The following is a 23,273-nucleotide window of genomic DNA, read 5'->3' on the forward strand; positions in this document are numbered from 1 at the left end:
ATGGATACCCTCGGTTATTTGGGTCAAGGCTTCGGCGTCGCGCTGAGCCCGTACAACCTGGTCACGGCGCTGACCGGCACTTTGATCGGCACCGTCGTCGGCCTGCTGCCGGGCCTCGGTCCGATCAACGGCGTGGCGCTGCTGATCCCGATCGCGTTCGCGCTCGGCCTGCCGCCGGAGTCGGCGCTGATCCTGCTCGCAGCGGTGTACCTGGGCTGCGAATACGGCGGCCGGATCAGCTCGATTCTGCTGAACATTCCCGGCGAAGCTTCCACCGTAATGACCACGCTGGACGGCTACCCGATGGCCCGCAAAGGCATGGCCGGTGTGGCGTTGTCGCTGTCGGCGTGGAGTTCGTTCATCGGCGCGTTCATTGCGACCTGCGGCATGGTCTTGTTTGCGCCGCTGCTGGCGAAGTGGGCGATTGCCTTTGGACCTGCGGAATACTTCGTGTTGATGGTGTTTGCGATCGTCTGTCTCGGCGGCATGGCCGGAGATCGACCGTTGAAGACGTTTATTGCCGCGTTGATCGGTCTGTTCCTGTCCAGCGTCGGCATCGACGCCAACAGCGGCGTGTACCGCTTCACCGGAGACAACATTCACCTGACCGACGGCATTCAATTCGTGGTGCTGGTGCTGGGCCTGTTTTCGATCAGCGAAATCCTCTTGCTGCTGGAGAAAACCCATCGCGGCCAGGAAGCGGTGAAAGCGACCGGGCGGATGATGTTCAACTTCAAGGAAGCGGCATCGGTGTTCGTGGTGAACATTCGTTGCGGCCTGCTCGGTTTCATCATGGGCGTATTGCCGGGTGCCGGCGCGACACTGGCCAGTGCTGTGGCCTACATGACCGAGAAGCGCATCGCCGGGGCCAGCGGCAAGTTCGGTCAGGGCGATGCCCGTGGCCTGGCGGCGCCGGAAACCGCGATCGGCGCTTCGGCTTGTGGCGCGCTGGTGCCGATGCTGACACTGGGCGTACCGGGTTCGGGCACCACGGCGGTGATGATCGGCGCGCTGTCGCTGTACAACATCACCCCAGGCCCGCTGCTGTTCCAGCAACAACCGGATATCGTCTGGGGCCTGATCGCGTCGTTGTTCATCGCCAACATCATGCTGGTGATCCTCAATATCCCGATGATCCGCATCTTCACGCGCATCCTCGCCGTGCCGAACTGGGCACTGGTGCCGGTCATCGCGATCATCACCGGGATCGGCGTCTACGCCGTTCACGCCACCACTTTCGACCTGTTCCTGATGGTCGGCATCGGCATCTTCGGCTACATCCTGCGCAAACTCGACTTCCCGTTGTCGCCGGTATTGCTGGGCTTCATCCTCGGCGGTCTGATGGAGCAGAACCTGCGTCGCGCGCTGTCGATTTCCAACGGTGCACTGGAAATCCTCTGGTCGAGCCCGATCACTTTCGGTGTCTGGGTGCTGACCGCGCTGATGCTGCTGTTCCCGCTGATTCGCATCTGGCGCAAACGCGCGGTCGCTCGTCGCGCTATCGCCGATGTCTGATCGCTCGTCCCTGAAAGCCTGGTGGGGCACCCCGCTGGTCGGTCTGCTTGGCGGTTTCATCGCCAGCCAGATCGGCTGGCCGCTGCCGTGGATGGTCGGCTCGCTGCTGGCGATCATCCTCGTGCGCTGCCTGACCCCTTGGCAACTGGCGGAAATCCCAGGCGGGCGCAAATGCGGCCAGTGGATCGTCGGCATCGGCATCGGCCTGCACTTCACCCCGCTGGTGATGGAGCAGGTGCTCAGTCATTTCGGTCTGATCTTCTTCGGTGCGCTGGTCACCAGCCTGTCGGCAGTGGTCGGCGTGTGGCTGATGCGCCGCACCGGCGAGGATCGCGCCACGGCGTTTTTCTCCAGCATGCCCGGTGGTTCCGGGGAAATGGTCAACCTCGGCGCGCGCAATGGCGCACTGCTCAGCCATGTCGCGGCGGGGCAAAGTCTGCGGGTGCTGGTGGTGGTGTTGTGCGTGCCGGCGGCGTTCAAGTATCTGCTCGGTGAAGGCACGCCGATCTCACATGCCGGCAGCGTCGATTGGCGCTGGCTGGCGATTCTGTTTCCAGCCGGCGCCCTGCTCGCCTGGCTCTGGCAGCGTCTGCGCCAACCCAATCCGTGGCTGTTCGGACCTTTGCTGGTCAGCGCAGCGGTGAGCATCACTTGGGATTTGCACATCGGCTTGCCCAACGGCGGCAGCCAGATCGGCCAGTGGCTGATCGGCAGCGGCCTGGGCTGTCACTTCAACCGGCAGTTCTTCCGCCGCGCGCCGTCCTTCATGGGGCGGACGTTGATCGGCACGGCGCTGACCATGTTGATCGCGTCACTGGCGGCGTTGGGCTTGAGTGCGTTGACCCATCTGGATCTGCGTTCGCTGACCCTGGGCATGATGCCGGGGGGGATTGCCGAGATGAGCCTGACGGCAGAGACCCTGCAATTGTCGGTGCCACTGGTGACGGCGATGCAGGTGATGCGGTTGTTGTTTGTGCTGTTTCTGGCAGAGCCGTTGTTCAGGTACTGGAATCGTCATCCCGCGTAAGACTGAAAACCGAGTTGCCCTTTTCGCGAGCAGGCTCGCTCCCACAGGGGGTTTGTGGCTTGCACACAATTCCTGTGGGAGCGAGCCTGCTCGCGAAGGGGCCAACCCAGTCGACACATCAAATCGATGGAAGGCGCCAGTCGATCGGCGTCTCGCCATTCTGTTCGAGAAACTTGTTGGTCCGGCTGAAGTGCCCGCAGCCCAAAAACCCGCGATAGGCCGACAACGGCGACGGATGCACCGAGGTCAGCACCAGGTGCTTGGTGGCGTCGATCAGCTTCTGCTTGCTCTGCGCATGGGCGCCCCAGAGCATGAATACCAGATGCGGCTGCCGTTCGCTGACCACCTCAATGATGCGGTCGGTAAAGTGTTGCCAGCCCTTGTCTTTGTGCGCATTGGCATTGGCGCGCTCGACGGTCATGGTGGTGTTGAGCAGCAACACGCCCTGATCGGCCCAGCTTTGCAGGTAGCCGTGGTTGGGAATGTCGATGTTGAGGTCGCGCTTCAGCTCTTTATAGATGTTGACCAGCGACGGTGGCGCCGGCACGCCCGGTTGCACCGAGAAGCACAGACCATGAGCCTGGCCCGGGCCGTGATACGGGTCCTGGCCGAGGATCACCACTTTCACCTTGTCCAGCGGCGTCGAGTTCAGCGCATTGAAAATCAACGGCCCAGGCGGGTAGATCTCCTTGCCGGCCGCCCGCTCCTGCTGCAGAAAGCTGCGCAACTCTGCCATATAAGGCTGGTCGAACTCAGCACGCAGTGCCTCCTTCCAGCTCGGTTCGAGTTTGATACGGTCGTCAGCAGTCATGGTCATTTCCGGCAAAAACAATGGGGCGAACCCTAGGAAAGCCGACCACGCTTGTCAATTGATCTGACGCAGATCCGGCACTTTCCCCCACAGCGATCATACTGATCGCTCAAATTCCCGATCGAGGTCACGATGAATCTGCACTTCGAAGAACTTACCGGCACCGACGGCGCCCGCATCGGCATCGCCAGCCTGGATGCCGAAAAATCGCTGAACGCGCTGTCCCTGCCGATGATCAACGCCCTCAGCGACAAATTAAAAGTCTGGGCCGATGATCCGCAAATCGTCTGCGTATTGCTGCGCGGCAACGGTGCCAAGGCCTTCTGCGCCGGCGGCGAGGTGCGCAGCCTGGTCGAAGCCTGCCGCGCTCATCCCGGCGAAGTGCCGCCACTGGCCGCGCAGTTTTTCAGCGCGGAATATCGCCTGGATTACAGCCTGCACACCTATCCGAAACCGCTGATCTGCTGGGGCCACGGTTACGTGCTGGGCGGCGGCATGGGCCTGTTGCAGGGCGCGAGCACGCGGATCGTCACGCCGAGCAGCCGTCTGGCGATGCCGGAAATCAGCATTGGCCTGTATCCGGACGTCGGCGCCAGCTGGTTTCTCGCACGGCTGCCGGGCAAGCTCGGCTTGTTCCTCGGGCTGACCGGCGCGCACATCAACGCTCGGGATGCGCTGGATCTGGATCTGGCCGACCGTTTCCTGCTCGACGAACAGCAACCGCAATTGATCGAAGGTTTGCTGCAATTGAACTGGCAGGAACAGACCTCCATGCAGCTCAACAGCCTGCTCAAGGCGCTGCAGCAGGAAGCCGTTGCGCAGATGCCCGAAGCGCAATGGCTGCCGCGTCGCCAGCAGATCGACGAATTGCTCGACGTCAGCGACGTCACCTGTGCGTGGAAAGCCATCAGCCTGCACCGCGACAGCAGCGATCCGTTGCTCGCCCGCGCGGCAAAAACCATGGCCGAGGGCTCACCGCTGACCGCGCATCTGGTCTGGGAACAGATCCTCCGCGCGCGGCATATGTCGCTGGCCGAAGTATTCCAGATGGAATACACCCTGAGCCTCAACTGCTGCCGGCATCCGGAATTCAGCGAAGGCGTGCGCGCACGTTTGATCGACAAGGATCAGAAGCCGCACTGGCACTGGCCGGATATCAATAACGTGCCGGATGCGGTGGTCGAGGCGCACTTTCATAAGGTCTGGGAGGGGCGCCATCCGTTGGCGGATCTGACCCAGTATTGAGCTGACGCGAGGCCCGCGATGGCGACTGGATTTCATCGCGGGCCGGCTCAATCGGTCGTCTTATTACTCAGACATTCAGTTCGTAGAACTCGATTATTTCCATCATCGCCCGCTGCGCTTCATCGTCGCCCTTTAGCAAAATGTCCTCGACATCCCTCAGTGGCGGAAGAGGATGCAGACGTTCAGCAATCTGCGTCGCTGTGTAGTCTTGAGTCGCCGTTCCTGCGCTGACTCTTATGAAGCCGATAGCGTTCTCACCTGCGGCAAAATGACGGGAAACCCGGATTTTCGGCGCCATGCCGTAATCAACCACAATAACCAGATCATCGCGCTCACGGTGAAACTTCAGGTTGTCGATCGTCAGCATGCGCTCGGAAAAATCGATTCCGTCCAGGCCGCCTCCGTTGTTGATGATCACGTCTCTGCCGAGGCCATCGTATTGGTAGATATCATTTCCAGCGCCGCCGGTAAGCGTGTCGTTGCCCGGCCCGCCCAACAGCAGATCATCGCCGGCGCTGCCCGTTAGCAGGTCATCGCCTTGCATGCCGCGGATCTCTCCCGCGCCGGTTATGGTGTCATTGCCACGACCGCCCACTAATGGCAGCGCTCGTCCGTCTCGCAAGGAAGTGAAACGCATGGAATTGTCGACGGTTACGCCAGTATCAAAAGTATCGGGCGCAGGGCCCAGCTGACTTGATTCCAGGAGTTGTTTCAAAGTTACGACCGACCCATCGGAGAACTTCAAGAGCTCAATCCCGGCCCCCTCAAGTTCACCGTTGAGGGGCAAGACAATACGGACTTTCTGCGTCCCGCCCCATTGGATATCGAGTGTCGGGTGAAGCATTTTCGCCCTCGGCGGGTTGCGGTAAGTACCGCGGCCTGGGTTGGGCTCCAGCTCGATATGGGTGGTTTCTATCAAAGCAGCACCCCAGCTCAATTGCAGTGCATCGCGTTGCGCTTGTGCCGGCAGGACGACGGTATCCTGGTCGATCAATCCGAACTCGTCTTTCCACCCCGCGGTACCCGCTTCCGGCCGGTGGAAAACAGGGTTCGGCACATCCGCAATCGTGGTGGTCGCCCCGGCGTGCGCTTGCACGATGTAGGTGTCGGCGCCGTCCTCGCCGTACAGCCAATCATCCCCTGCGCCGCTGAGCAGATAGTCGGCGCCTTCGGAACCGAGCAAGGTATCGTCACCTGCCCCGGCAGATAAAAACGCGCCCGGGGTTCTGTCACCGACGGTGCCGTAATCAAGTGGGGAGCCTGCATAAGCGACGATCAGGTCATCGCCCGCGCCGCCGTGAAAAACGTTCTCCACTTCGATATTGACTCGCCCACCGACGTCGTCGCCTTGGACGATTTTGTTTTTGATCGTTGTGCTCTCGGCATCCCAACGGAATTCCCTGCGCACCGTATCGCTCGAACTGAAACTTGCCGCCGGGTAGATGTACCAGCCTTCAAGGGCGCCGGATTCCTTTCGGTCTTCAACCAATACATCTCCCGTATTGAATGAAAAGCCGTTGGCCGAGCCGGATTGATAATAGCGAGGCGCCAAGCTTGAGGAGGGTATTGCTCCCTCGGCTTTCACCTGTTTATGTTCAACCCGGGTTGTGGTTTTCGACTGCCTTTCACTGACCACGGCTTGCCCGCCATCAGCTTTCATCCACTGCGGCGTTTCAGACAGTGTCCCTGCTTCGACGCTGTGATTGATCAGCTCAGTGTGGGTGGTGTAACCGGTGTCGCTGGTGGTGATATGACTGCGGACCCAAACGCCCTGATCATTCAAGGTAAAACCTGTGGCGTGTCTGCGGGCGGAGCGCTTTGACTTGATTTGCGTGAGGAACTCGTCGGTCCAGTTGACAGTTTGAACAGGTGCCACCGGGCCTTGAGCCGTAGCGGTTACATCGTCTGGTTGGACCGGAACCTCACCTTTGCTTTCCTGGGGTCCTGTGGTGGTTACAACTTTCGATACGAGTGATTCGGGCACCTCTGTCGGCGGCAATGTCTTGCGCAAGACTTGAGCGTAATCAAGTACAACGCCGTCACTGAAGCTGAAAGTGGAATCCTTCCACTTCTCGTGACTCTTGATGAGTATCGCGTCGCCCGTGCCATTGGCCAGTCGCAATACCGTGCCGACGGCAACTTCGATAATGTCGGCTTGCAGACTCTGCGCGGAAAAGCCTGCGCCGAACCTGATGATGTTGCTGCCACCCGAATCGGTAACGACATCCAGCCCATCGCCAGTGCCGAAATAATAAATGTCAGCACCCTCCAGCCCGTCCAACACGTCGCGACCGGGACCGCCATCAAACACGTTGTCGCCGGAATCGCCGCGCAGGTAGTCCGTCCCTTCCCCACCCATCAAGGTGTCGTTGCCATCGCCACCGAGCAACGTATCGTTACCTGAGCCACCGTGCAGATAATCGGCATTCTTCTCGGCCTCAGCGCTGTTTTCGTAATCGCCGACAAGAATGTCGTCCCCTGCGCCGCCATACAGTGTGTCGGCACCGAAACCACCCTGTAACGTATCGTTTCCTTCGCCGCCCTGGAGCACGTCGTTGTTGATCCCGCCCGGCTGCAGGTCAGACACGTCGCCATCGAGGAAATCAGCTCCCGCCCCACCCAGCAGCGTATCCGCGCCGCCCATGCCGCGCAGGGTGTCGTCCCCCGCACCGCCATCGAGAAAGTCGTTACCGTGATAACCAACAGGATGCTCGGGACTATCGCCAATCAGATCGTCGCTACCTTCGCCGCCGAAGAGCAAATCATCGCCACCGCCGCCCCAGAGCGTGTCATCGCCGGAGCCACCGTCCAGCAGATCATTGCCAAAAAAATGCGCGGCATCGCCTTCGACGCCGTCCAGTACGCCGTCATCACCCTGCAAAATGTCGTTGCCGGGGCCGCCATACAGCGCGTCGCTGCCACCGTTACCGGCGAGCCAGTCGTCACCGCTGCCGCCGTCCAGCACATCGTTGCCATGGTGTCTGCTGGGCAAGCCACCGCCCCAGTCGAGGTTGTCACCGAGCATCGTATCGTTGCCGCTGCCACCGGCCAGGGTGTCGTTCCCTTGCTCGCCATTGAGCAAATCGTCGTCAGCGCCACCGTCAAGCAGGTCTTCACCCCAGCCGCCGTTGATGAAGTCCTTGCCGCCCTGCCCATACAGCACGTCATCACCGCCCTCGGAGGCGCTGTTTGTCGAGGCCTTTGAATAGACCGTTCGATGACTGGTGACACCGCCAGCTATGGGGACGTCAGCGCGTTTGACCGCCCAACCCTGCTCCAGCGCACCGGTGGTTTCGTCTCCGGATAACACATCATCGCCAGCACCACCGATCAAGGTATCCCGGTCATTGCCACCGAGCAGAACATCTCGGGATGCCGTTCCGATAAGCAAATCGTCACCTTGCCCGCCGTCGAGCCAGTCTCCGCGATTCGCCTTGCCCTTGGCGTCACCGTCGGCCATGGCCTTTTCGAGCGTCGTCTGCTTGTCGCCGAATAACCGATCGTCTCCAGCCTTGCCAAACAATCGATCAGAACCACCCAGGCCGAGAATGACGTCGTCTGCGGCGGAACCGTAAAGTACGTCGGCCTTGTTGCGCTGTTTTACCTTGGGCAGCAGCACGACGTTGCCCAGCTCATCGAAGGAGGGCTGATCGCCGGGAACAGTGGGATCCGCGTCTTTGGCTTTCCAGTCGCCCTGGAGCGTCCAATCCGCAGCGCTTAGCGCCTGCCCCTGGTATTCAGGGAGACGGATGCCAAGCATCCCGGGCTGGAAGTTCTTGATCACCACCAGATCGCTCTGGCCGTATTTGATGTTGAGCGTGTTTTCAACAAGCGTCAGGGTGATGGACTGATCCTCGGTAGACCAGATATTGCTTAAAGGCGTGCGGCGCTTTAGCGAGGGAATCGGCGCGCCGTTGATCCACAGCTGGCCGTTAACGTCGGCATCGAAAATCTCGTCGATGCCATCGCCGCTGACGAACTCGTAGCGGTCACTGCCCTCGCCTCCGATCAAAGTGTCGTTGCCCTTTCCTCCGATCAGCACATCATCACCGGCCATTGCGTACAGCGCATCATTGCCGTCGCCTCCGCTCAGCGAGTCGTTACCGCGCCCGCCCTCAATGACATCGTTACCCGCCAGGCCGTCGATCGAGTCGTTACCCACGCCGCCATATAGATGATCGCCATTCGTGCCGCCGGCGAAAGATCGGCCGCCGTCATCACCGAACATGGCCAACGGGTTCAACACTCCGGTGGTCATTGGTGCCTGTTGACCTGAAGCGAGATCGGCGTAGGAGAACTTCTGTAGCGAGTGTTCGCCAAACGAGCCCTGGGTTCGGGCAATCAACCGCGCCAGCATCTGCGCACGATCTGCCAGCCACTGCGCGGTGATAAAACCTTCGCCAGTGTGCGGATCGTAAAGTTCGAGGTTGCGGTCGGGGTAACCGTCGGCTCGTTCGATGACGACTTCACTGAGTTGCTGCAGAGAATTGCGTATGGCCAGACCGATGGGGGTCGCCTCGCCTGCCAGTCTTGCCCATGCATTGGCATTGCCGAATTCGCCTATTGTCCGGGTGACGATGCTTTGCGACTGCTCTGGGGAAAACGCCGAGAAAAACGCGTAAGCGTTGCTGGCGAAGGTTTCGTTGGTGGTGGGTGTGGCAGCAGAATCGCCGTCGTGAGTGCGCTTGAACATGTCGAGAAATGCGTTCTGGCCGTAGCGCAAGATCAGCTCGACCACGGCGGCAACAGGCGTGCCTTTCACTACATGCTGGATCAACGGATTCACACTGCCGCTGGCCAGCGCGATATTGATTTGTTCTGGCACCACTGAAAGCAGGCTTTGCAGTGGATTGACGCCGAAGTTGCTGATCGCCGCTCGCAGGCCGACGCTGTAGGAATCGATGGCGAAGAGAATGTTTTTATAGTCGTCGAGGCGGTTGGCTTTTGCCTGAATGGGTGGGCCGTCATCTTCCGTATCCGGCTCGCCCGCAGAGACCAGTCTCCACGTTTCATAGGGAGGTTTACCGCCCAGCAGGCTGAACCCGACCGTTCCGGACCAACCGGCATTACGCTTAACGGCCGTGTCGTCCTCGCCGCAAACCTCCTTGAACAGGGCCTCGCCAATCGCGCTGGCGTCGATTTCTGCGATCTGGCTGATTGACGGAACGGTCCAGGGTGCCAGTTGACCGGCAAGGGATCCGTTGATCAGGGTATTGATGAAATTGACGGCAACCTGGTTGGATGAAAGCTGCATCAGGTCTTCACTGAAAATTGTATTCAGTCTGAGTTCACCCTGGCGTGAGGTGTAACCACGAATCAGGGCCGAGTAGGCACCGTTTCCACCGTTGGCATCAATGGCCACGGCAAGCCAGAGTCTGGCGTTTTTCAGCACCTCTCCAGCCTCTTTATCGGAAGCTACAACGTCAGAAACTTTTTCACCAATAATATCGAATAGCTTTTGGTACAGGGGTGCGCAGCTTGCCCCCGCTATTTTCAGCGCATCGTACTGAATTTGTTTTGAGCGCAGCCTCATTCCTTTGCAAATATTGGCTGCGTTGAAAACTGCTGTTTTTTCCATATCGCTAAAAACATAACTCATTGTTACTTCCTTGTAATAACAGAGCGTGAAAGATAATCACTGAGATACTTGAGCATCTCAGGTGCTTCGCGTAATGACGCTAATCCGAGTTCTACGCTACCGTGCCCACCAGCGAAGTCGAAGTTATCCAGATTGATATCGCAGAAAAAATTTAGTTTGCCGAAATCAAGATTTTCCAATTCGGCTCTGCTGAACCTTGCCAGTTTCTCGTCAGTCAGCTTTTCCTCCGAAGCCGGGCGAATCAAGCCGTCACAGTTGATCAACCGGGGGGTTCCATCTCGTCGCGGCCAGCCAGTAATGACAAACGTTCTAACCGAATCTTCATTCTTGAAATGCGGCGGAGGTGCATCCAGCCAAATCTCCAGCCCCGGATAATTTTTCAATTTCACAATCAACTCATCCGGCCAGTTGACGTGTCGATAACCCCGTTCATGGGGTTCAGTGGTTTCTTTTCTGGTGAAAAGCCCGGCATTCAGTTTATAAAGCCGCCAACTTTTGGGTATCGGCTCCAGGCGCTGATCCTGGTACCGGTGCAGCCCCGTCCCGGTCCACCAGAAAAGCCCCTTGAGAGCAATTGCCAAGCATGCTTTTTTATTCACCAATTCAGGCATGCCCACGTAAAACTCGGGGACCAGCGTCTTATCCACATAGGCGCCGCCTAATATCGGCACCTGGTTCATGCTCGCCAGCTTGTTTTGACAGGCCTTCTCGTCTGCCTGGTGAATAATCGCCGACTGGGCGGATTGTTCTTTGTGAATATAAAATTCCGCTACGCAATAACAGACATAAAAAAACAAACCATATTTCAATAGCTTTTTAAACCACTTGAGCACTTGCTTACGCGACCTCCTGGGCTTTTCAAACCTCCCGATCGAACTGGGGACCGGCTTATTCATCGCTGTTCCCGGACATCGCGCTTGCAAAAACCTCAAAGTATTGGCTCACGCCCGATTTCACACTGAACCGACTTGCTGTCAACTTCGCAGCGCTGGCAAGACCATCGTATTCACCAGACGACTTCAAAACCCTGCATACATTTGCGGCAACTCCTTGATGATCAAAGAAATCTACCAACACTCCATTAACTCCATCAACGATCACTTCCTTTACCGGAGCCGTATCCGACGCGACTATCACGCAACCAGACGCCATCGCCTCCAATAACGACCACGACAAAACAAACGGATACGTCAAATAAACATGGACTGTCGAACACTGCAGAACCGCCCGGTAAGTCTGATAAGGAAGTTTCCCGGTGAAATGCACGCTGGAGTGATCGAAACTTACCTCCGCTTCCATCCTGCTGCGCCAATTTGCATACCCAACCGCCTTGCGCCCATAACTGACGTCATCACCGCCAACCACGATGATTTGCGCCTCGGGGCACTCGGCTTGAATAAGCGGGATCGCTCGCATAAAACTGTGAAACCCGCGATGAGGCTCAAGGTTTCTGGCAACGTAGGTAACGATCGGCTGTCCCGCCTTGAGCTCGATTCCATTGGGCAACCTGACTGCTCCGACTTCGGCCAAGTCAGCACCTTGAACGACACCTTCGTGAATGACCCGGATTGCCGACCGGTAAGCCGCCGGGAAAAGGCTGCGCTGCCACTGCGTAGGCGCGATGGCGACATCACACTGCTCAAGATTCAAAAGATGCAGCGAATTGAGCACTCGCAGCCTTGCCGACTCCCTTGTGGCTTGAGGGAATTCGGGGTCGAAGCCGGAATCGGCGCCCTGCGCTCGATAGTAGTACTCGCAATAGTGAACAAGCGGCGTATCGGGATATACGTCCTTGGCGAACAGCGTCTCTCCCCATCCGGGGTGAGCAAGAATGACATCTGGCTGATAACCCGAACGTTTCAGCCTGCTGAGAATTTCAAAAACCTTCTGCCCGTCGATCACCGCTTGTTCGTAGCGGATCAGATAGGGGTGAATATTGCCGGGCGCTCGGCTTGTCGCTCGATACCGATGGATTGTCACCCCGGCGATGCCCGGCGCCGTGTCCCGGCCTATCGCCACAACCTCATCTCGCCGGGCCATCGCTGCCAGCGCCACATGGCGGAACTGGCCGGGAAAATTTTGGTGAACAAGCAGAAGCTTCATAGCGGTAACGTCCTTTTTTCGCCGCTATTGAGCTGAGGGTTTCTCGCATCGTTCGGCATCCACAAACGCTAACAAATGCCACGAATTGAAACTGTAGGACGCTTCCGGGAATCCCCTAGGAGATGGCAAACGGAACGACTTTTCGACGGGCGAAAAAAAGCGGCGCTTCATGCGCCGCTTGTTCGTTGCGGTGATTTACCAGCGGTTGCCGCGACCGTTGTAGTCACGGCGACCGCTGTGGCGGTCGTAATTGCCGCGACCGCGGTGATCGTTGTCCCAACCGCCGCGACGGTGGCCGTCCCAGCGTCCGCGATCGTTGCCGTGCCAGCGACGGCTTTCGTAGTGACGCGGGGCCGGTTGATAGTGACGTGGCGCCTGGTAATAACGCGGTTGCTGGTAGTACCGCGGCGCTGGCTGGTAGTAGCGCGGCTGGGTGTAATAGGTGCCGCCGCTACGGTAATAGGAGCCGCCACCGCTGTAATAGGCCGGTGCGGGTGATGTGTAGACCTCTGACCTGTAGTAGCTGTCTCCGTATGAATAAGGGACGCATCCGCCAAGGGAAAAAAGCATCACGGCAAGCAGTAGGATTCGGCGATACATGGCGGCCTCCTGGACCGCGGGTTGGCCACACCAGCGACGCTGGCAGGCGACAGCCATTAATTCTGTGACTGTCGAAAAATCAGACAGCGATTTCGGAATCTGGTGCGTTCCTGCAACAAGTTGAAACAAGTGATTATGAAATCTTGTTTACCCCCGAATGACCGCTCCATTCGATAACCGCCACGCTGCATGACGGTGCAATCGCGCACCACTGCGATGCGCGGTTGATCGCCGTGCACTCCTCTCCAATCCAGCAGATCCCCGCGCCAGAGGGCTCGCCCCGACTTGGCACGCCTCTCGCTTTAGCAAACCCGTGCAGGAGTCATCACAGGTTCGCGGCACCACAATTTGCAATGGCTGACTAGGGTTCCGGCTCGCAATCGCGAGTGGCTGGTCCGAGAGTTGGCGACCTCCAGTTGAGGTTACACGGCGGGACAAAAGCCCGGGAGACAAGCCACCGTTCGCGGTGCCGCGTTGCCTTCCTGTCCGCCCTCAATCAACTGGAGAATCCGCAATGATCCGACTACGTTTCCCCGCCCTGCTCGCCGCCGCCTTCGCCGCGCTCATCAGCACCCAATCTTCTGCTGCCCAGAAAGATCACTTCAGCGTGTGCTGGACGATCTACGCCGGCTGGATGCCATGGGAATACGCCGGCAGCCAGGGCATCGTCGACAAATGGGCGAAGAAGTACGGGATCAAGATCGACGTCGTGCAGCTCAACGATTACGTCGAATCGATCAACCAGTACACCGCCGGCCAGTTCGATGGTTGCACCATGACCAACATGGATGCGCTGACCATTCCCGCTGCCGGCGGCGTCGACAGCACCGCACTGATCGTCAGCGATTTCTCCAACGGCAACGACGGCATCGTGCTCAAGGGCGCGGGCAAGAAGGTCACGGACCTCAAGGGCAAGGACGTCAATCTGGTCGAACTGTCGGTGTCCCACTACCTGCTGGCCCGCGCGCTGGACTCGGTGGACCTGACCGAGAAAGACCTGAAAGTGGTCAACACCTCCGACGCCGACATTGCCGCCGCGTTTAACACCGACGAAGTCAACGCGGTGACCACGTGGAACCCGATGCTCTCGGATATCAAGGCCAGATCCGGCGTTACCGAAGTGTTCAATTCCAGCCAGATCCCCGGCGAGATCATGGACATGATGGTGGTCAACAGCGCCACCCTCAATGACAACCCGGCACTGGGCAAAGCGCTGACCGGGGCGTGGTTCGAATTGGTCGCTTTGATGAACGCGAAAACCGCCGCGAGCAAATCCGCGCTGGAACACATGGCCAAGGCCTCGGGCACCGATCTCGCCGGATTCCAGGCGCAACTGGACACCACCAGACTGTTCGCCACACCAAGCGAAGCGCTGAGTTTCGCCACCAGCAAACAACTGCCGGACACCATGCGCAAGGTCGCCGAATTTTCCTTCGAACACGGCCTGCTCGGCGAAGGCGCGAAAGACCCGAGCGCGGTCGGCATGTCCTTCGCCAACGGCGTGACCAGCGGCGACACCGCCAATCTGAAGCTGCGTTTCGACCCGACTTACGTGCAGATGGCCGCCGACGTCAAGCTGTAAGCCACGGAGGATTTGGCCATGCGCCTGATCAATCGCCACCCCGATGGCCCGAGTCGCCTGTTGCTGGTGATCCTGCCGTTCGCGCTTGTGCTGTTCGCCTACTTCACAGGCTCGGCCGGGCGCCTGGCAGACAACCCCAACGACAAACTGCTGCCCAGCGCCGTGCAGATGAGCGACGCAGTGAAACGCCTGGCCTTCAACGCCGACAGCCGCACTGGTGAGTACCTGCTGTGGCAAGACACTGCGTCGAGTCTGCGCCGTTTGGCCATCGGCCTCGGCATCGCCGCACTGGTGGGTCTTTGCCTCGGTATTGCCGCAGGCACCCTGCCGCTGTTCGGCGCGCCGTTGTCGCCGCTGCTGACCGTGCTGTCGATGGTGCCGCCGCTGGCGATCCTGCCGATTCTGTTCATTGTCTTCGGTCTGGGCGAGTTGTCGAAAGTCATGCTGATCGTCATCGGCATCACACCGGCGCTGGCGCGGGACTTGGAACAGCGTGCCCGTGACATTCCGGTCGAACTGCTGATCAAGGCGCAGACCCTCGGCGCCTCGACCTGGACGCTGATGCTGCGCGTGGTCCTGCCACAGTTGTTGCCGCGACTGCTGATCTCGCTGCGTTTGATGCTCGGTTCGGCGTGGCTGTTCCTGATTGCCGCCGAAGCGATCGCCTCGACCGACGGCCTCGGCTACCGGATCTTTCTGGTGCGGCGCTACCTGGCGATGGACGTGATCCTGCCCTACGTGGTGTGGATCACCCTGCTCGCCTGGCTGATGGACTGGGGGCTGAAACAGCTGACCCAGCGCGCTTTCCCTTGGTATGAGGGGGCGGCGAAATGAGCTTCATCACAGTAAAAAACGTCTGGCAGCAGTACGCCGATCAAGTGGTTCTGGAAGGCTTGAACCTGAGCGTCAAGGAAGGCGAGTTCTGCACTTTGGTCGGTGCCTCGGGTTGCGGAAAATCGACCTTCCTGCGCCTGTTGCTCGGCCAGGAAAGCGCCAGCCGCGGGGTAATTCTGCTCGACGGCCAGCCCTTGGCCGGCGAACCGGATGCCAGCCGAGGCGTGGTGTTTCAGCGCTACTCGGTGTTCCCGCATCTGAGCGTGCTCGACAACGTCGCCCTCGGCCTCGAATTGCCACGTGCGCCCTTGCTTGGCCGGCTGTTCGGCAGCGCCAAACGCGAGGCCCGCGAACAGGCTGCAGAACTGCTGAGCAAAGTCGGCCTCGGCCATGCGCTGGACAAATATCCGGCGCAGCTGTCCGGCGGCATGCAGCAACGCTTGGCCATCGCTCAGGCGCTGATCATGAAGCCGCGGGTGTTGCTGCTCGACGAGCCCTTCGGCGCACTCGATCCGGGCATCCGCAAAGACATGCACGCGCTGCTGCTGGAACTGTGGCGCGAGACGCAACTGACGGTGTTCATGGTCACCCACGACCTGGCCGAAGGCTTCAGCCTCGGCACGCGCCTGCTGGTGTTCGACAAGGTGCGCCTCGACCCGCACGCCCCCGGCGCCTATGGCGCCCGCATCACTTACGACATCCCGTTGAACAGCGACCGCCGCGCCCAGCGCGCCGCCGTCGAGGCCCTGCCGCTGCCGCTGGCGGGCACCCTTCGCACTGCTTGAGAGGACTGCTCCAATGACTGATTCAATCCAACTCTTCCCACCCTTAGCCGAGGAATTGCTGCCGGGCGGCGGCCACCGTTCGTTCGTGCTCAAGCGCGGCCAATTGCTGCGCCTGACCGACCTGCGCGGTGGCGCCAATGTCAGCCTGACCTTGCTCAACGCCAATGAAAAAACCGAGCGGCTGAACCTGCCCGACAGCCTCAAATGCCAGCACACCGCCAAGCTCACTGCCGGCCACTGCCTGTACTCGGACATGGGCCGCGTGCTCGCCGCGATCACCGCCGACACCTGTGGCTGGAGCGACAGCCTCGGTGGTGTGCTCTGCGCGCAAGAGGTCGCAGAAAAATACGGCCAGGGCCGCTATCAGGAATTGCGCAACGGCTTCTTCCGCAACGGCACCGACAACCTGCTGGTGGAGCTCGGCAAGTGGGGCCTGGGCCTGTCCGATCTGCTGATGACCCTCAATCTGTTCAGCCGCGTTAACGTCGACGAGGCCGGGCGTTTCCACTTCGTCGAAGGCAATTCGAAGCCCGGCGACTACATAGAGTTGTACGCACCGATGGACACCCTGGTGGTGCTCACCGCCCTGCAACACCCGATGGACCCGTCCCCCGAATACGCTCCGAAACCCGTGAAGCTGAGCTGGATGAACGCCGACGCCAGCGTCGCCGAACACTGCCGCACTTCGCGCCCGGAGAACGAGCGCGGCTTCATCAACACCGACCGTTTGTTCGCCTGAGGATCGCGCCATGTCACTCGCAATCGCCACTTCGCACAAGCAACCCGACAGCGCGATCTACCGCGCGACCATTCCCGCCGGTGAACCCTGGCTGATGGAGGTCAAAGCCGGGCAGACCCTGCGCATCCTCGACCTGGAGGGTAATCAGGCAATCGACACTTTGTTCTACAGCCTCGCCAACCCCAGGGAACGCTACGACGTGCAGCGCACCTTGCGGCAGCAGAACAGCGTCTATCTGAGCACCGGCAGCGTGCTGTATTCCAACCTTGGCCAGCCGATGCTGACCATCGTCGCCGACACCTGCGGGCGCCACGACACCCTCGGCGGCGCCTGCGCGCAGGAGAGCAACACCGTGCGCTACGCCCTGGAAAAACGCTACATGCACAGTTGCCGCGACAACTACCTGCGCGCCTGCGCCCACGATGGGCGTCTGGGCAAAGGCGACATCGGGCCGAACATCAATTTCTTCATGAACGTGCCGGTGACGGCGGATGGCGGGCTGACGTTCGAGGACGGTATTTCCGCACCGGGCAAGTACGTTGATTTGCGCGCGGAGATGGACGTGATCGTGCTGATTTCCAACTGCCCGCAGCTGAACAACCCGTGCAATGCCTACAACCCGACCCCGGCGGAGTTGCTGGTATGGAACTGAAATTGAAACGCCTGCGCCAGTTGCTGTTCGCCCTGTGCCAGGCGCGTTCCGGGCAGTGCCTGAAATCCACCGGACAAACCTAAACCCTGTGGGAGCGAGCCTGCTCGCGAATGCGCCGTGTCATCCAGCATTGATGTGGCAGATCCACCGCCTTCGCGAGCAGGCTCGCTCCCACAGGGGGTTTGTGGTGGGTTTGAGTGAAGTGTGTTTTTTCCATCCGGGACGGCCCGGATGTCTGTCGAAAAACAGCGGGACGGCCCGCTTCCCCTTCAGGGGTTATGTCATGTTCGAAAAAATCCTTATCGCCAACCGTGGCGCGATTGCCTGTCGCATCCTGCGCACGATCAACGTGCTGAAGGCCAAAGGCGTCGCCGTGTACTCAGAAGCCGATGCGGCCAGCCTGCACATCTCACAGGCCGCTGAAGCGTACAGCCTGGGCGAAGGCGCGGCGTCCGCGACCTATCTGGCGGTCGACAAAATCCTCAAGATCGCCAAACAAAGCGGCGCGACGGCGATTCACCCTGGCTACGGATTTCTCTCCGAGAACGCAGCGTTCGCCGAAGCCTGCGCAGCGCAGGGCATCGCCTTCATCGGCCCGACGCCGGAGCAATTACGCGTATTCGGACTCAAGCACACCGCACGCGCGTTGGCCAAACAGCACGGCGTACCCATGCTTGAAGGCACCGACCTGCTCGACAACCTCGATTGCGCACTGAGCGCCGCCGAACAGGTCGGCTACCCGGTGATGCTGAAAAGCACCGCTGGCGGCGGTGGCATCGGCATGCGCGTATGCCGCAGTGCAAGCGAGTTGAGCGAGTCGTTCGAAGCCGTGAAACGCCTCGGCCAGAACAACTTCAGCGATGCCGGCGTGTTCATCGAAAAGTACATCGAACGCGCGCGGCATCTGGAAGTGCAGGTGTTCGGCGACGGTCGCGGTGAAGTCATCGCCCTCGGCGTGCGCGACTGTTCCGTGCAACGGCGCAATCAGAAAGTTCTCGAAGAAACCCCGGCGCCGAACCTGCCCGAAGGCATGGCCGATGAGCTGTGCGCTGCGGCGATCAAACTGGCGCAAGCGGTGAATTACCGCAGCGCCGGCACCGTCGAATTCGTTTTCGACAGCGAGGCCCAGCGCTTCTATTTTCTTGAAGTGAACACGCGCTTGCAGGTCGAACATGGCGTCACCGAGCAGGTGTGGGACGTGGATCTGGTGCGCTGGATGATCGAACTGGCCGCCGGTGACCTGCCGCCGCTGAACGAGTTGTATCAGGGCCTGGAACCGCAGGGCCATGCGATTCAGGCACGTCTGTACGCGGAAGATCCGGGACGCGATTTCCAGCCGAGCCCGGGCCTGCTGACCGCTGTGCAATTCCCGCCGGCCAATGGCGTTGAGTTGCGCATCGACACCTGGGTCGAGGCCGGCGTCGAGATCCCGCCCTACTTCGATCCGATGATCGCCAAGCTCATCACCTCGGCGCCGAGTCGCGAACAGGCTTGCGCCGAACTGCATAAGGCGCTGGGCGAAAGCCTGCTGTATGGCGTGGAAACCAACCGCGATTACCTGCGCCAGATTCTCCTCGATGCGCCGTTCGCCAGCGGCCAGCCATGGACGCGTTGTCTGGAAAATCTGCTGTATCGCGCCAACACCTTTGAAGTGCTCAGTGCCGGCACGCAGACCAGCGTACAGGACTATCCCGGCCGCCTCGGTTACTGGGCCGTCGGAGTGCCTCCGTCGGGACCGATGGACAGCCGAGCGCTGCGTCTGGGCAATCGTCTGCTCGGCAATGAACAAGGCGCCGCCGCACTGGAAATCACCATGAGCGGGCCGATCCTGCGCTTCAATTGTGATGCCGTCGTCGCGGTGACCGGCGCCCCGATTGCCCTGACGCTTGACGCGGAACCGATGCCGATGAACACCGCGCTGCTGATCCCGGCCGGCGCGACATTGCAGTTGGGCAGCATCGGTGGCGCCGGCGCGCGCAGTTATCTGTGCCTGCGCGGCGGCGTGCAGGTGCCGGATTATCTGGGCAGCAAAAGTACCTTCACCCTCGGCCAGTTCGGTGGGCATGGCGGGCGCGCGTTGAGGGCCGGCGACGTCTTGCACGTGCCGGCATTGACCGAGCGCAGCGCCGGCCAGCAACTGGCCGAACAGCACATCAGTGCGCTGCCAAGCGTGCGCCAGATCCGGGTGATCTACGGGCCGCACGGTGCGCCGGAATACTTCACTGAAAACTACATCGCCACGTTCTTCGCGACACGGTGGGAAGTGCACTTCAACTCCAGCCGCACCGGCGTGCGTCTGATCGGGCCAAAGCCTGAGTGGGTGCGTGAGGATGGTGGTGAAGCGGGCCTGCATCCGTCGAACATTCATGACAATCCGTACGCGATTGGCGCGGTGGATTTCACCGGCGACATGCCGGTGATTCTCGGCCCGGATGGCCCGAGCCTGGGCGGATTTGTCTGCCCGGTGACGGTGATTGAGGCGGATCTGTGGCAGTTGGGGCAGCTCAAGGCCGGCGATAAAATTCAGTTTATCCCCGTCGATCTCGGTACCGCCCGCGATCTCGCCGTGAAATGGGATACCCCCTGTGGGAGCGAGCCTGCTCGCGAAAGCGTCGGCCCAGACAAATCGATATTGACTGACACGGCCTCTTCGCGAGCAGGCTCGCTCCCACAGGGTTTGATGTCGCCTGTGGTGTTGGAGTTGGGTCAGGGGGATCGGCGGCTTGTCGGGCGGGTTTCTGGCGACACTCATTTACTGCTGGAAATCGGCGAGCCGGAGCTTGATCTGGTCCTGCGCTTTCGTGCCCACGCGCTGATGCAGGCGCTGCAAAGCCAAGCCCTGCATGGGGTGATCGACCTCACCCCGGGCATCCGCTCGCTGCAAGTGCACTACCAGCCGGAGCAACTGCCGCTGGCCGATCTGCTCGGCATCGTCGCCGGCGAATGGGATGCGGTGTGCGCCGCCAAGGACTTGCAAGTGCCGTCGCGCATCGTGCACTTGCCGCTGTCGTGGGACGACCCGGCCTGCCAGTTGGCCATCGAAAAATACATGACCACCGTGCGCAAGGACGCGCCGTGGTGCCCGAGCAACCTGGAGTTCATCCGGCGCATCAACGACCTGCCGAATCTCGACGAAGTGCAGCGCACGGTGTTCGATGCCAGCTATCTGGTGATGGGCCTCGGCGATGTCTATCTCGGCGCACCGGTGGCCACGCCGCTCGACCCGCGTCATCGTCTGGTGACCACCAAGTACAACCCGGCACGCACCTGGACCGCCGAGAATTCGGTCGGCATCGGCGGGGCCTACATGTGCGTGTACGGCATGGAAGGCCCGGGGGGTTATCAGTTTGTCGGGCGCACCTTGCAGATGTGGAATCGCTATCGCGAAGTCGCCGCGTTCGACGGCAAACCGTGGTTGCTGCGCTTCTTCGATCAGATCCGTTTCTACCCGGTCAGCGCCGAAGAACTGCTGCGCATTCGCCGCGACTTTCCCCTCGGTCGCTTCGATCTGAACATCCAACACAGCCAGCTCAACCTCGCCGACTATCAGGCATTTCTCAGTCAGGAAGCCGCGGGCATCAGCGCTTTCCGCGCGCAACAACAGGGCGCGTTCAAGGCTGAACGCGAGCGCTGGATCGCCAGCGGCCAGGCGCATTTCGACAGCGAAGAAGCCGTCCCGGAGGCCAGCGAAGACGCGCCGCTCGAGAACGGTCAGCAAAGCGTCGACAGCCACATCGCCGGCAATCTCTGGCAGGTGCAGGTCGAGGCCGGCCAGCGTGTCGCGGCGGGCGATGTGCTGGTGATTCTCGAGTCGATGAAGATGGAAATCCCTGTGCTCGCGCCGCTGGCCGGCGTGGTGCGAGAGATCCGCGTGCAGCCCGGTTCGGCGGTGCGCGCCGGACAACGGGTGGTGGTGCTGGAACTCGACTGAAGCCATTTCTAAAAAGGATCAACCGATGAATCTGCAACTCGATGCACTGCGCCAGGCCTATCGCAATGGCGACACCACTCCGCGCCAACTGCTGCTGCAACTTCGGGAAAAAGCCGCTGCGCTGAACCCCGACTATCACCTGTTCATTCACTTGCTCAGCGTGGATGAACTGGAGCCATATCTCGCCGCTCTCGACGGTCGTGACCTGGACAGTCTGCCGCTGTACGGCGTGCCGTTCGCGATCAAGGACAACATCGATCTGGGCGGTATTCCGACCACCGCCGCGTGCCCGGCGTTTGCCTATGTACCGCAGCGTTCGGCAACTATCGTCGAGCAACTGTTGGCGCTGGGGGCGATACCGCTGGGCAAGACCAATCTCGATCAGTTCGCCACCGGCCTCAATGGCGGCCGGTCGCCTTATGGTGCGTGCCCGAACAGCGTTTTGGCGGAATATCCGTCCGGCGGTTCCAGCGCAGGTTCGTCACTGGCAGTGGCGCTGGGCGTCGCCAGTTTTGCCTTGGGCACCGACACCGCAGGCTCGGGCCGGGTGCCGGCGGCGTTGAATAATCTGGTCGGCCTGAAGGCGAGCAAAGGCCTGATTTCCACCGCTGGTGTGCTGCCGGCGTGCCGCACGCTGGACTGCGTGACCACCTTTACCGCCACCGCCCGCGAGGCCAGCCAGTTGCTGGCGTTGACGGCAAAACATGATCCACGCGATGAATACAGCCGACGCAATCCGGCATGGAACGACGGCTCGGCATTCGGTGCGCCACGACCGTTTCGCTTCGGCGTGCCACGGGCGCAGGACCTGGAGTTTTTCGGTTGCGCCGAGGGGCCGCAATTGTTCGCAGCGGCCATCGAACGGCTCAAGGCTCTGGGTGGCGAGGCGGTCGAGCTGGATCTGTCGCCGTTTCTCGAAGCAGCGCGTCTGCTCTACGACGGGCCGTGGGTCGCCGAGCGCTACAGTGTCGCCGGTGAACTGATGGCGCAGAATCCCGAAGCGCTGTTGCCGGTGATCCGTGCGGTGCTGGCCAAGGCACCTGCGGTGACCGCCGTGCAGACCTTCCGTGCGCAATATCGATTGCAGGCGCTGAAAGCTCTTTGCGACGAGGCGCTGGAAAATCTCGACTGCGTGCTCACGCCGACCATCGGCCGCCCGGTGACACTGGCCGAGCTTGAGGCCGAACCGGTACTGCGCAATTCCGAACTCGGCTATTACACCAACTTCATGAACCTGCTCGACTACGCCGCCGTCGCCGTGCCCACCGCGTTCATGAGCAACGGTTTGCCGTGGGGCGTGACCTTGTTCGGGCGAGTATTCACCGATCAGTATTTGTTGGGCGTGGCCGATGCGTTGCAGCGCCAGCAGGACACTGCTCCGCCAACTCCGACGAACGCTGCACGCGACGACCGCGCTCGATTGGTGGTGTGTGGCGCGCATCTGCAAGGATTGGCGCTGAACTGGCAACTGACCCAGCGTGGCGGGCGTTTGCTGGAAGCCACGTTCAGTTCGCCGGACTATCGACTCCACGCCCTCGCGGGTGGCCCGCCATTTCGCCCGGGCATGGTGCGGGTCAATGACGGCGGCGTGGCGATTGCCGTGGAGGTGTGGGAATTACCGAGTAGCGAATTGGGCTCGTTTCTTACCGGGATTCCAGCGCCGCTGGGGTTGGGCAAGGTGCAATTGGCGGATGGGCGCTGGGAGAGTGGGTTCATCTGTGAGGCTTATGGCCTGGAGGGTGCGGTGGATATCAGTGATTTTGCGGGTTGGCGGGCGTATCTGGCTTCTCGGAGCTGATCCGAAAGCTCGCCCTCACCCTGGCCCTCTCCCTCAGTAAAGCCAGGGTGAG

The 23,273-nt window shown here is 60.6% G+C and carries 15 protein-coding genes and 1 riboswitch; of the genes, 10 read left to right on the plus strand and 5 right to left on the minus strand.

The window, feature by feature from the left end:
* Both GXB78_RS16420 and GXB78_RS16425 read left to right on the plus strand, forming a co-directional pair.
* Entirely contained in the window at nt 1–1,515 is a 1,515-nt protein-coding gene (locus tag GXB78_RS16420) for a tripartite tricarboxylate transporter permease (RefSeq protein WP_329516127.1), read from the plus strand.
* Nucleotides 1,508–2,542 carry an AbrB family transcriptional regulator gene (locus tag GXB78_RS16425; protein ID WP_329516128.1) on the plus strand — a complete coding sequence of 345 codons (1,035 nt, stop codon included), beginning with the start codon at nt 1,508–1,510 and terminating at the stop codon, nt 2,540–2,542. The genes GXB78_RS16420 and GXB78_RS16425 overlap by 8 nt, the downstream gene beginning before the upstream one ends.
* Nucleotides 2,543–2,660: 118 nt before the next feature.
* Here GXB78_RS16425 and ung read toward each other — a convergent pair whose 3' ends face one another.
* On the minus strand, nt 2,661–3,353 hold the full coding sequence (ung, locus tag GXB78_RS16430) for a uracil-DNA glycosylase (RefSeq protein ID WP_253500053.1): 693 nt from the start codon (nt 3,351–3,353) through the stop codon (nt 2,661–2,663).
* 132 nt (nt 3,354–3,485) lie between these two features.
* On the opposite strand from ung, the gene GXB78_RS16435 reads away from it, so the two are divergent.
* A complete protein-coding gene (locus GXB78_RS16435) occupies nt 3,486–4,598 on the plus strand; it encodes an enoyl-CoA hydratase/isomerase family protein (protein WP_329516129.1) in 1,113 nt (370 codons plus the stop codon).
* A gap of 67 nt (nt 4,599–4,665) precedes the next feature.
* Here GXB78_RS16435 and GXB78_RS16440 read toward each other — a convergent pair whose 3' ends face one another.
* From GXB78_RS16440 to GXB78_RS16455, 4 genes are all read right to left on the minus strand, one after another.
* On the minus strand, nt 4,666–10,197 hold the full coding sequence (locus GXB78_RS16440) for a calcium-binding protein (protein ID WP_329516130.1): 5,532 nt from the start codon (nt 10,195–10,197) through the stop codon (nt 4,666–4,668).
* A 2-nt stretch (nt 10,198–10,199) separates the two neighbouring features.
* Entirely contained in the window at nt 10,200–11,093 is an 894-nt protein-coding gene (locus GXB78_RS16445) for a hypothetical protein (RefSeq protein WP_329516131.1), read from the minus strand.
* Nucleotides 11,086–12,300 (minus strand): glycosyltransferase family 4 protein, encoded by a 1,215-nt coding sequence (locus GXB78_RS16450; protein ID WP_329516132.1) that lies wholly within the window; start codon nt 12,298–12,300, stop codon nt 11,086–11,088. The genes GXB78_RS16445 and GXB78_RS16450 overlap by 8 nt, the downstream gene beginning before the upstream one ends.
* A 195-nt stretch (nt 12,301–12,495) precedes the next feature.
* Nucleotides 12,496–12,900, minus strand: a complete 405-nt coding sequence (locus tag GXB78_RS16455) for a hypothetical protein (protein WP_329516133.1) — start codon at nt 12,898–12,900, stop codon at nt 12,496–12,498.
* Nucleotides 12,901–13,250: 350 nt separating this feature from the next.
* Nucleotides 13,251–13,351: riboswitch (guanidine-I (ykkC/yxkD leader) on the plus strand.
* Between the two features lie 63 nt (nt 13,352–13,414).
* Here GXB78_RS16455 and GXB78_RS16460 point away from each other — a divergent pair.
* The 7 genes from GXB78_RS16460 (at nt 13,415) to atzF (ending at nt 23,221) form a co-directional block, all read left to right on the plus strand.
* Nucleotides 13,415–14,482 (plus strand): putative urea ABC transporter substrate-binding protein, encoded by a 1,068-nt coding sequence (locus GXB78_RS16460; RefSeq protein WP_329516134.1) that lies wholly within the window; start codon nt 13,415–13,417, stop codon nt 14,480–14,482.
* 18 nt (nt 14,483–14,500) lie between these two features.
* Nucleotides 14,501–15,316 carry an ABC transporter permease gene (locus GXB78_RS16465; RefSeq protein WP_329516135.1) on the plus strand — a complete coding sequence of 272 codons (816 nt, stop codon included), beginning with the start codon at nt 14,501–14,503 and terminating at the stop codon, nt 15,314–15,316.
* Entirely contained in the window at nt 15,313–16,101 is a 789-nt protein-coding gene (locus tag GXB78_RS16470; RefSeq protein WP_329516136.1) for an ABC transporter ATP-binding protein, read from the plus strand. The genes GXB78_RS16465 and GXB78_RS16470 overlap by 4 nt, the downstream gene beginning before the upstream one ends.
* 13 nt (nt 16,102–16,114) lie before the next feature.
* On the plus strand, nt 16,115–16,840 hold the full coding sequence (locus GXB78_RS16475; protein WP_329516137.1) for an urea amidolyase associated protein UAAP1: 726 nt from the start codon (nt 16,115–16,117) through the stop codon (nt 16,838–16,840).
* Between the two features lie 10 nt (nt 16,841–16,850).
* Nucleotides 16,851–17,492, plus strand: a complete 642-nt coding sequence (locus GXB78_RS16480) for an urea amidolyase associated protein UAAP2 (protein ID WP_329516138.1) — start codon at nt 16,851–16,853, stop codon at nt 17,490–17,492.
* Nucleotides 17,493–17,775: 283 nt separating this feature from the next.
* Nucleotides 17,776–21,423: an urea carboxylase gene (gene uca / locus GXB78_RS16485; RefSeq protein ID WP_329516139.1), complete on the plus strand. Its 3,648-nt coding sequence runs from the start codon at nt 17,776–17,778 to the stop codon at nt 21,421–21,423.
* 25 nt (nt 21,424–21,448) lie between these two features.
* Nucleotides 21,449–23,221: an allophanate hydrolase gene (atzF, locus tag GXB78_RS16490; RefSeq protein ID WP_329516140.1), complete on the plus strand. Its 1,773-nt coding sequence runs from the start codon at nt 21,449–21,451 to the stop codon at nt 23,219–23,221.
* Nucleotides 23,222–23,273 lie beyond the last annotated feature (52 nt).

It is taken from the genome of Pseudomonas moraviensis subsp. stanleyae, from assembly GCF_036283065.1.
Classification (GTDB): Bacteria; Pseudomonadota; Gammaproteobacteria; order Pseudomonadales; family Pseudomonadaceae; genus Aquipseudomonas; species Aquipseudomonas stanleyae.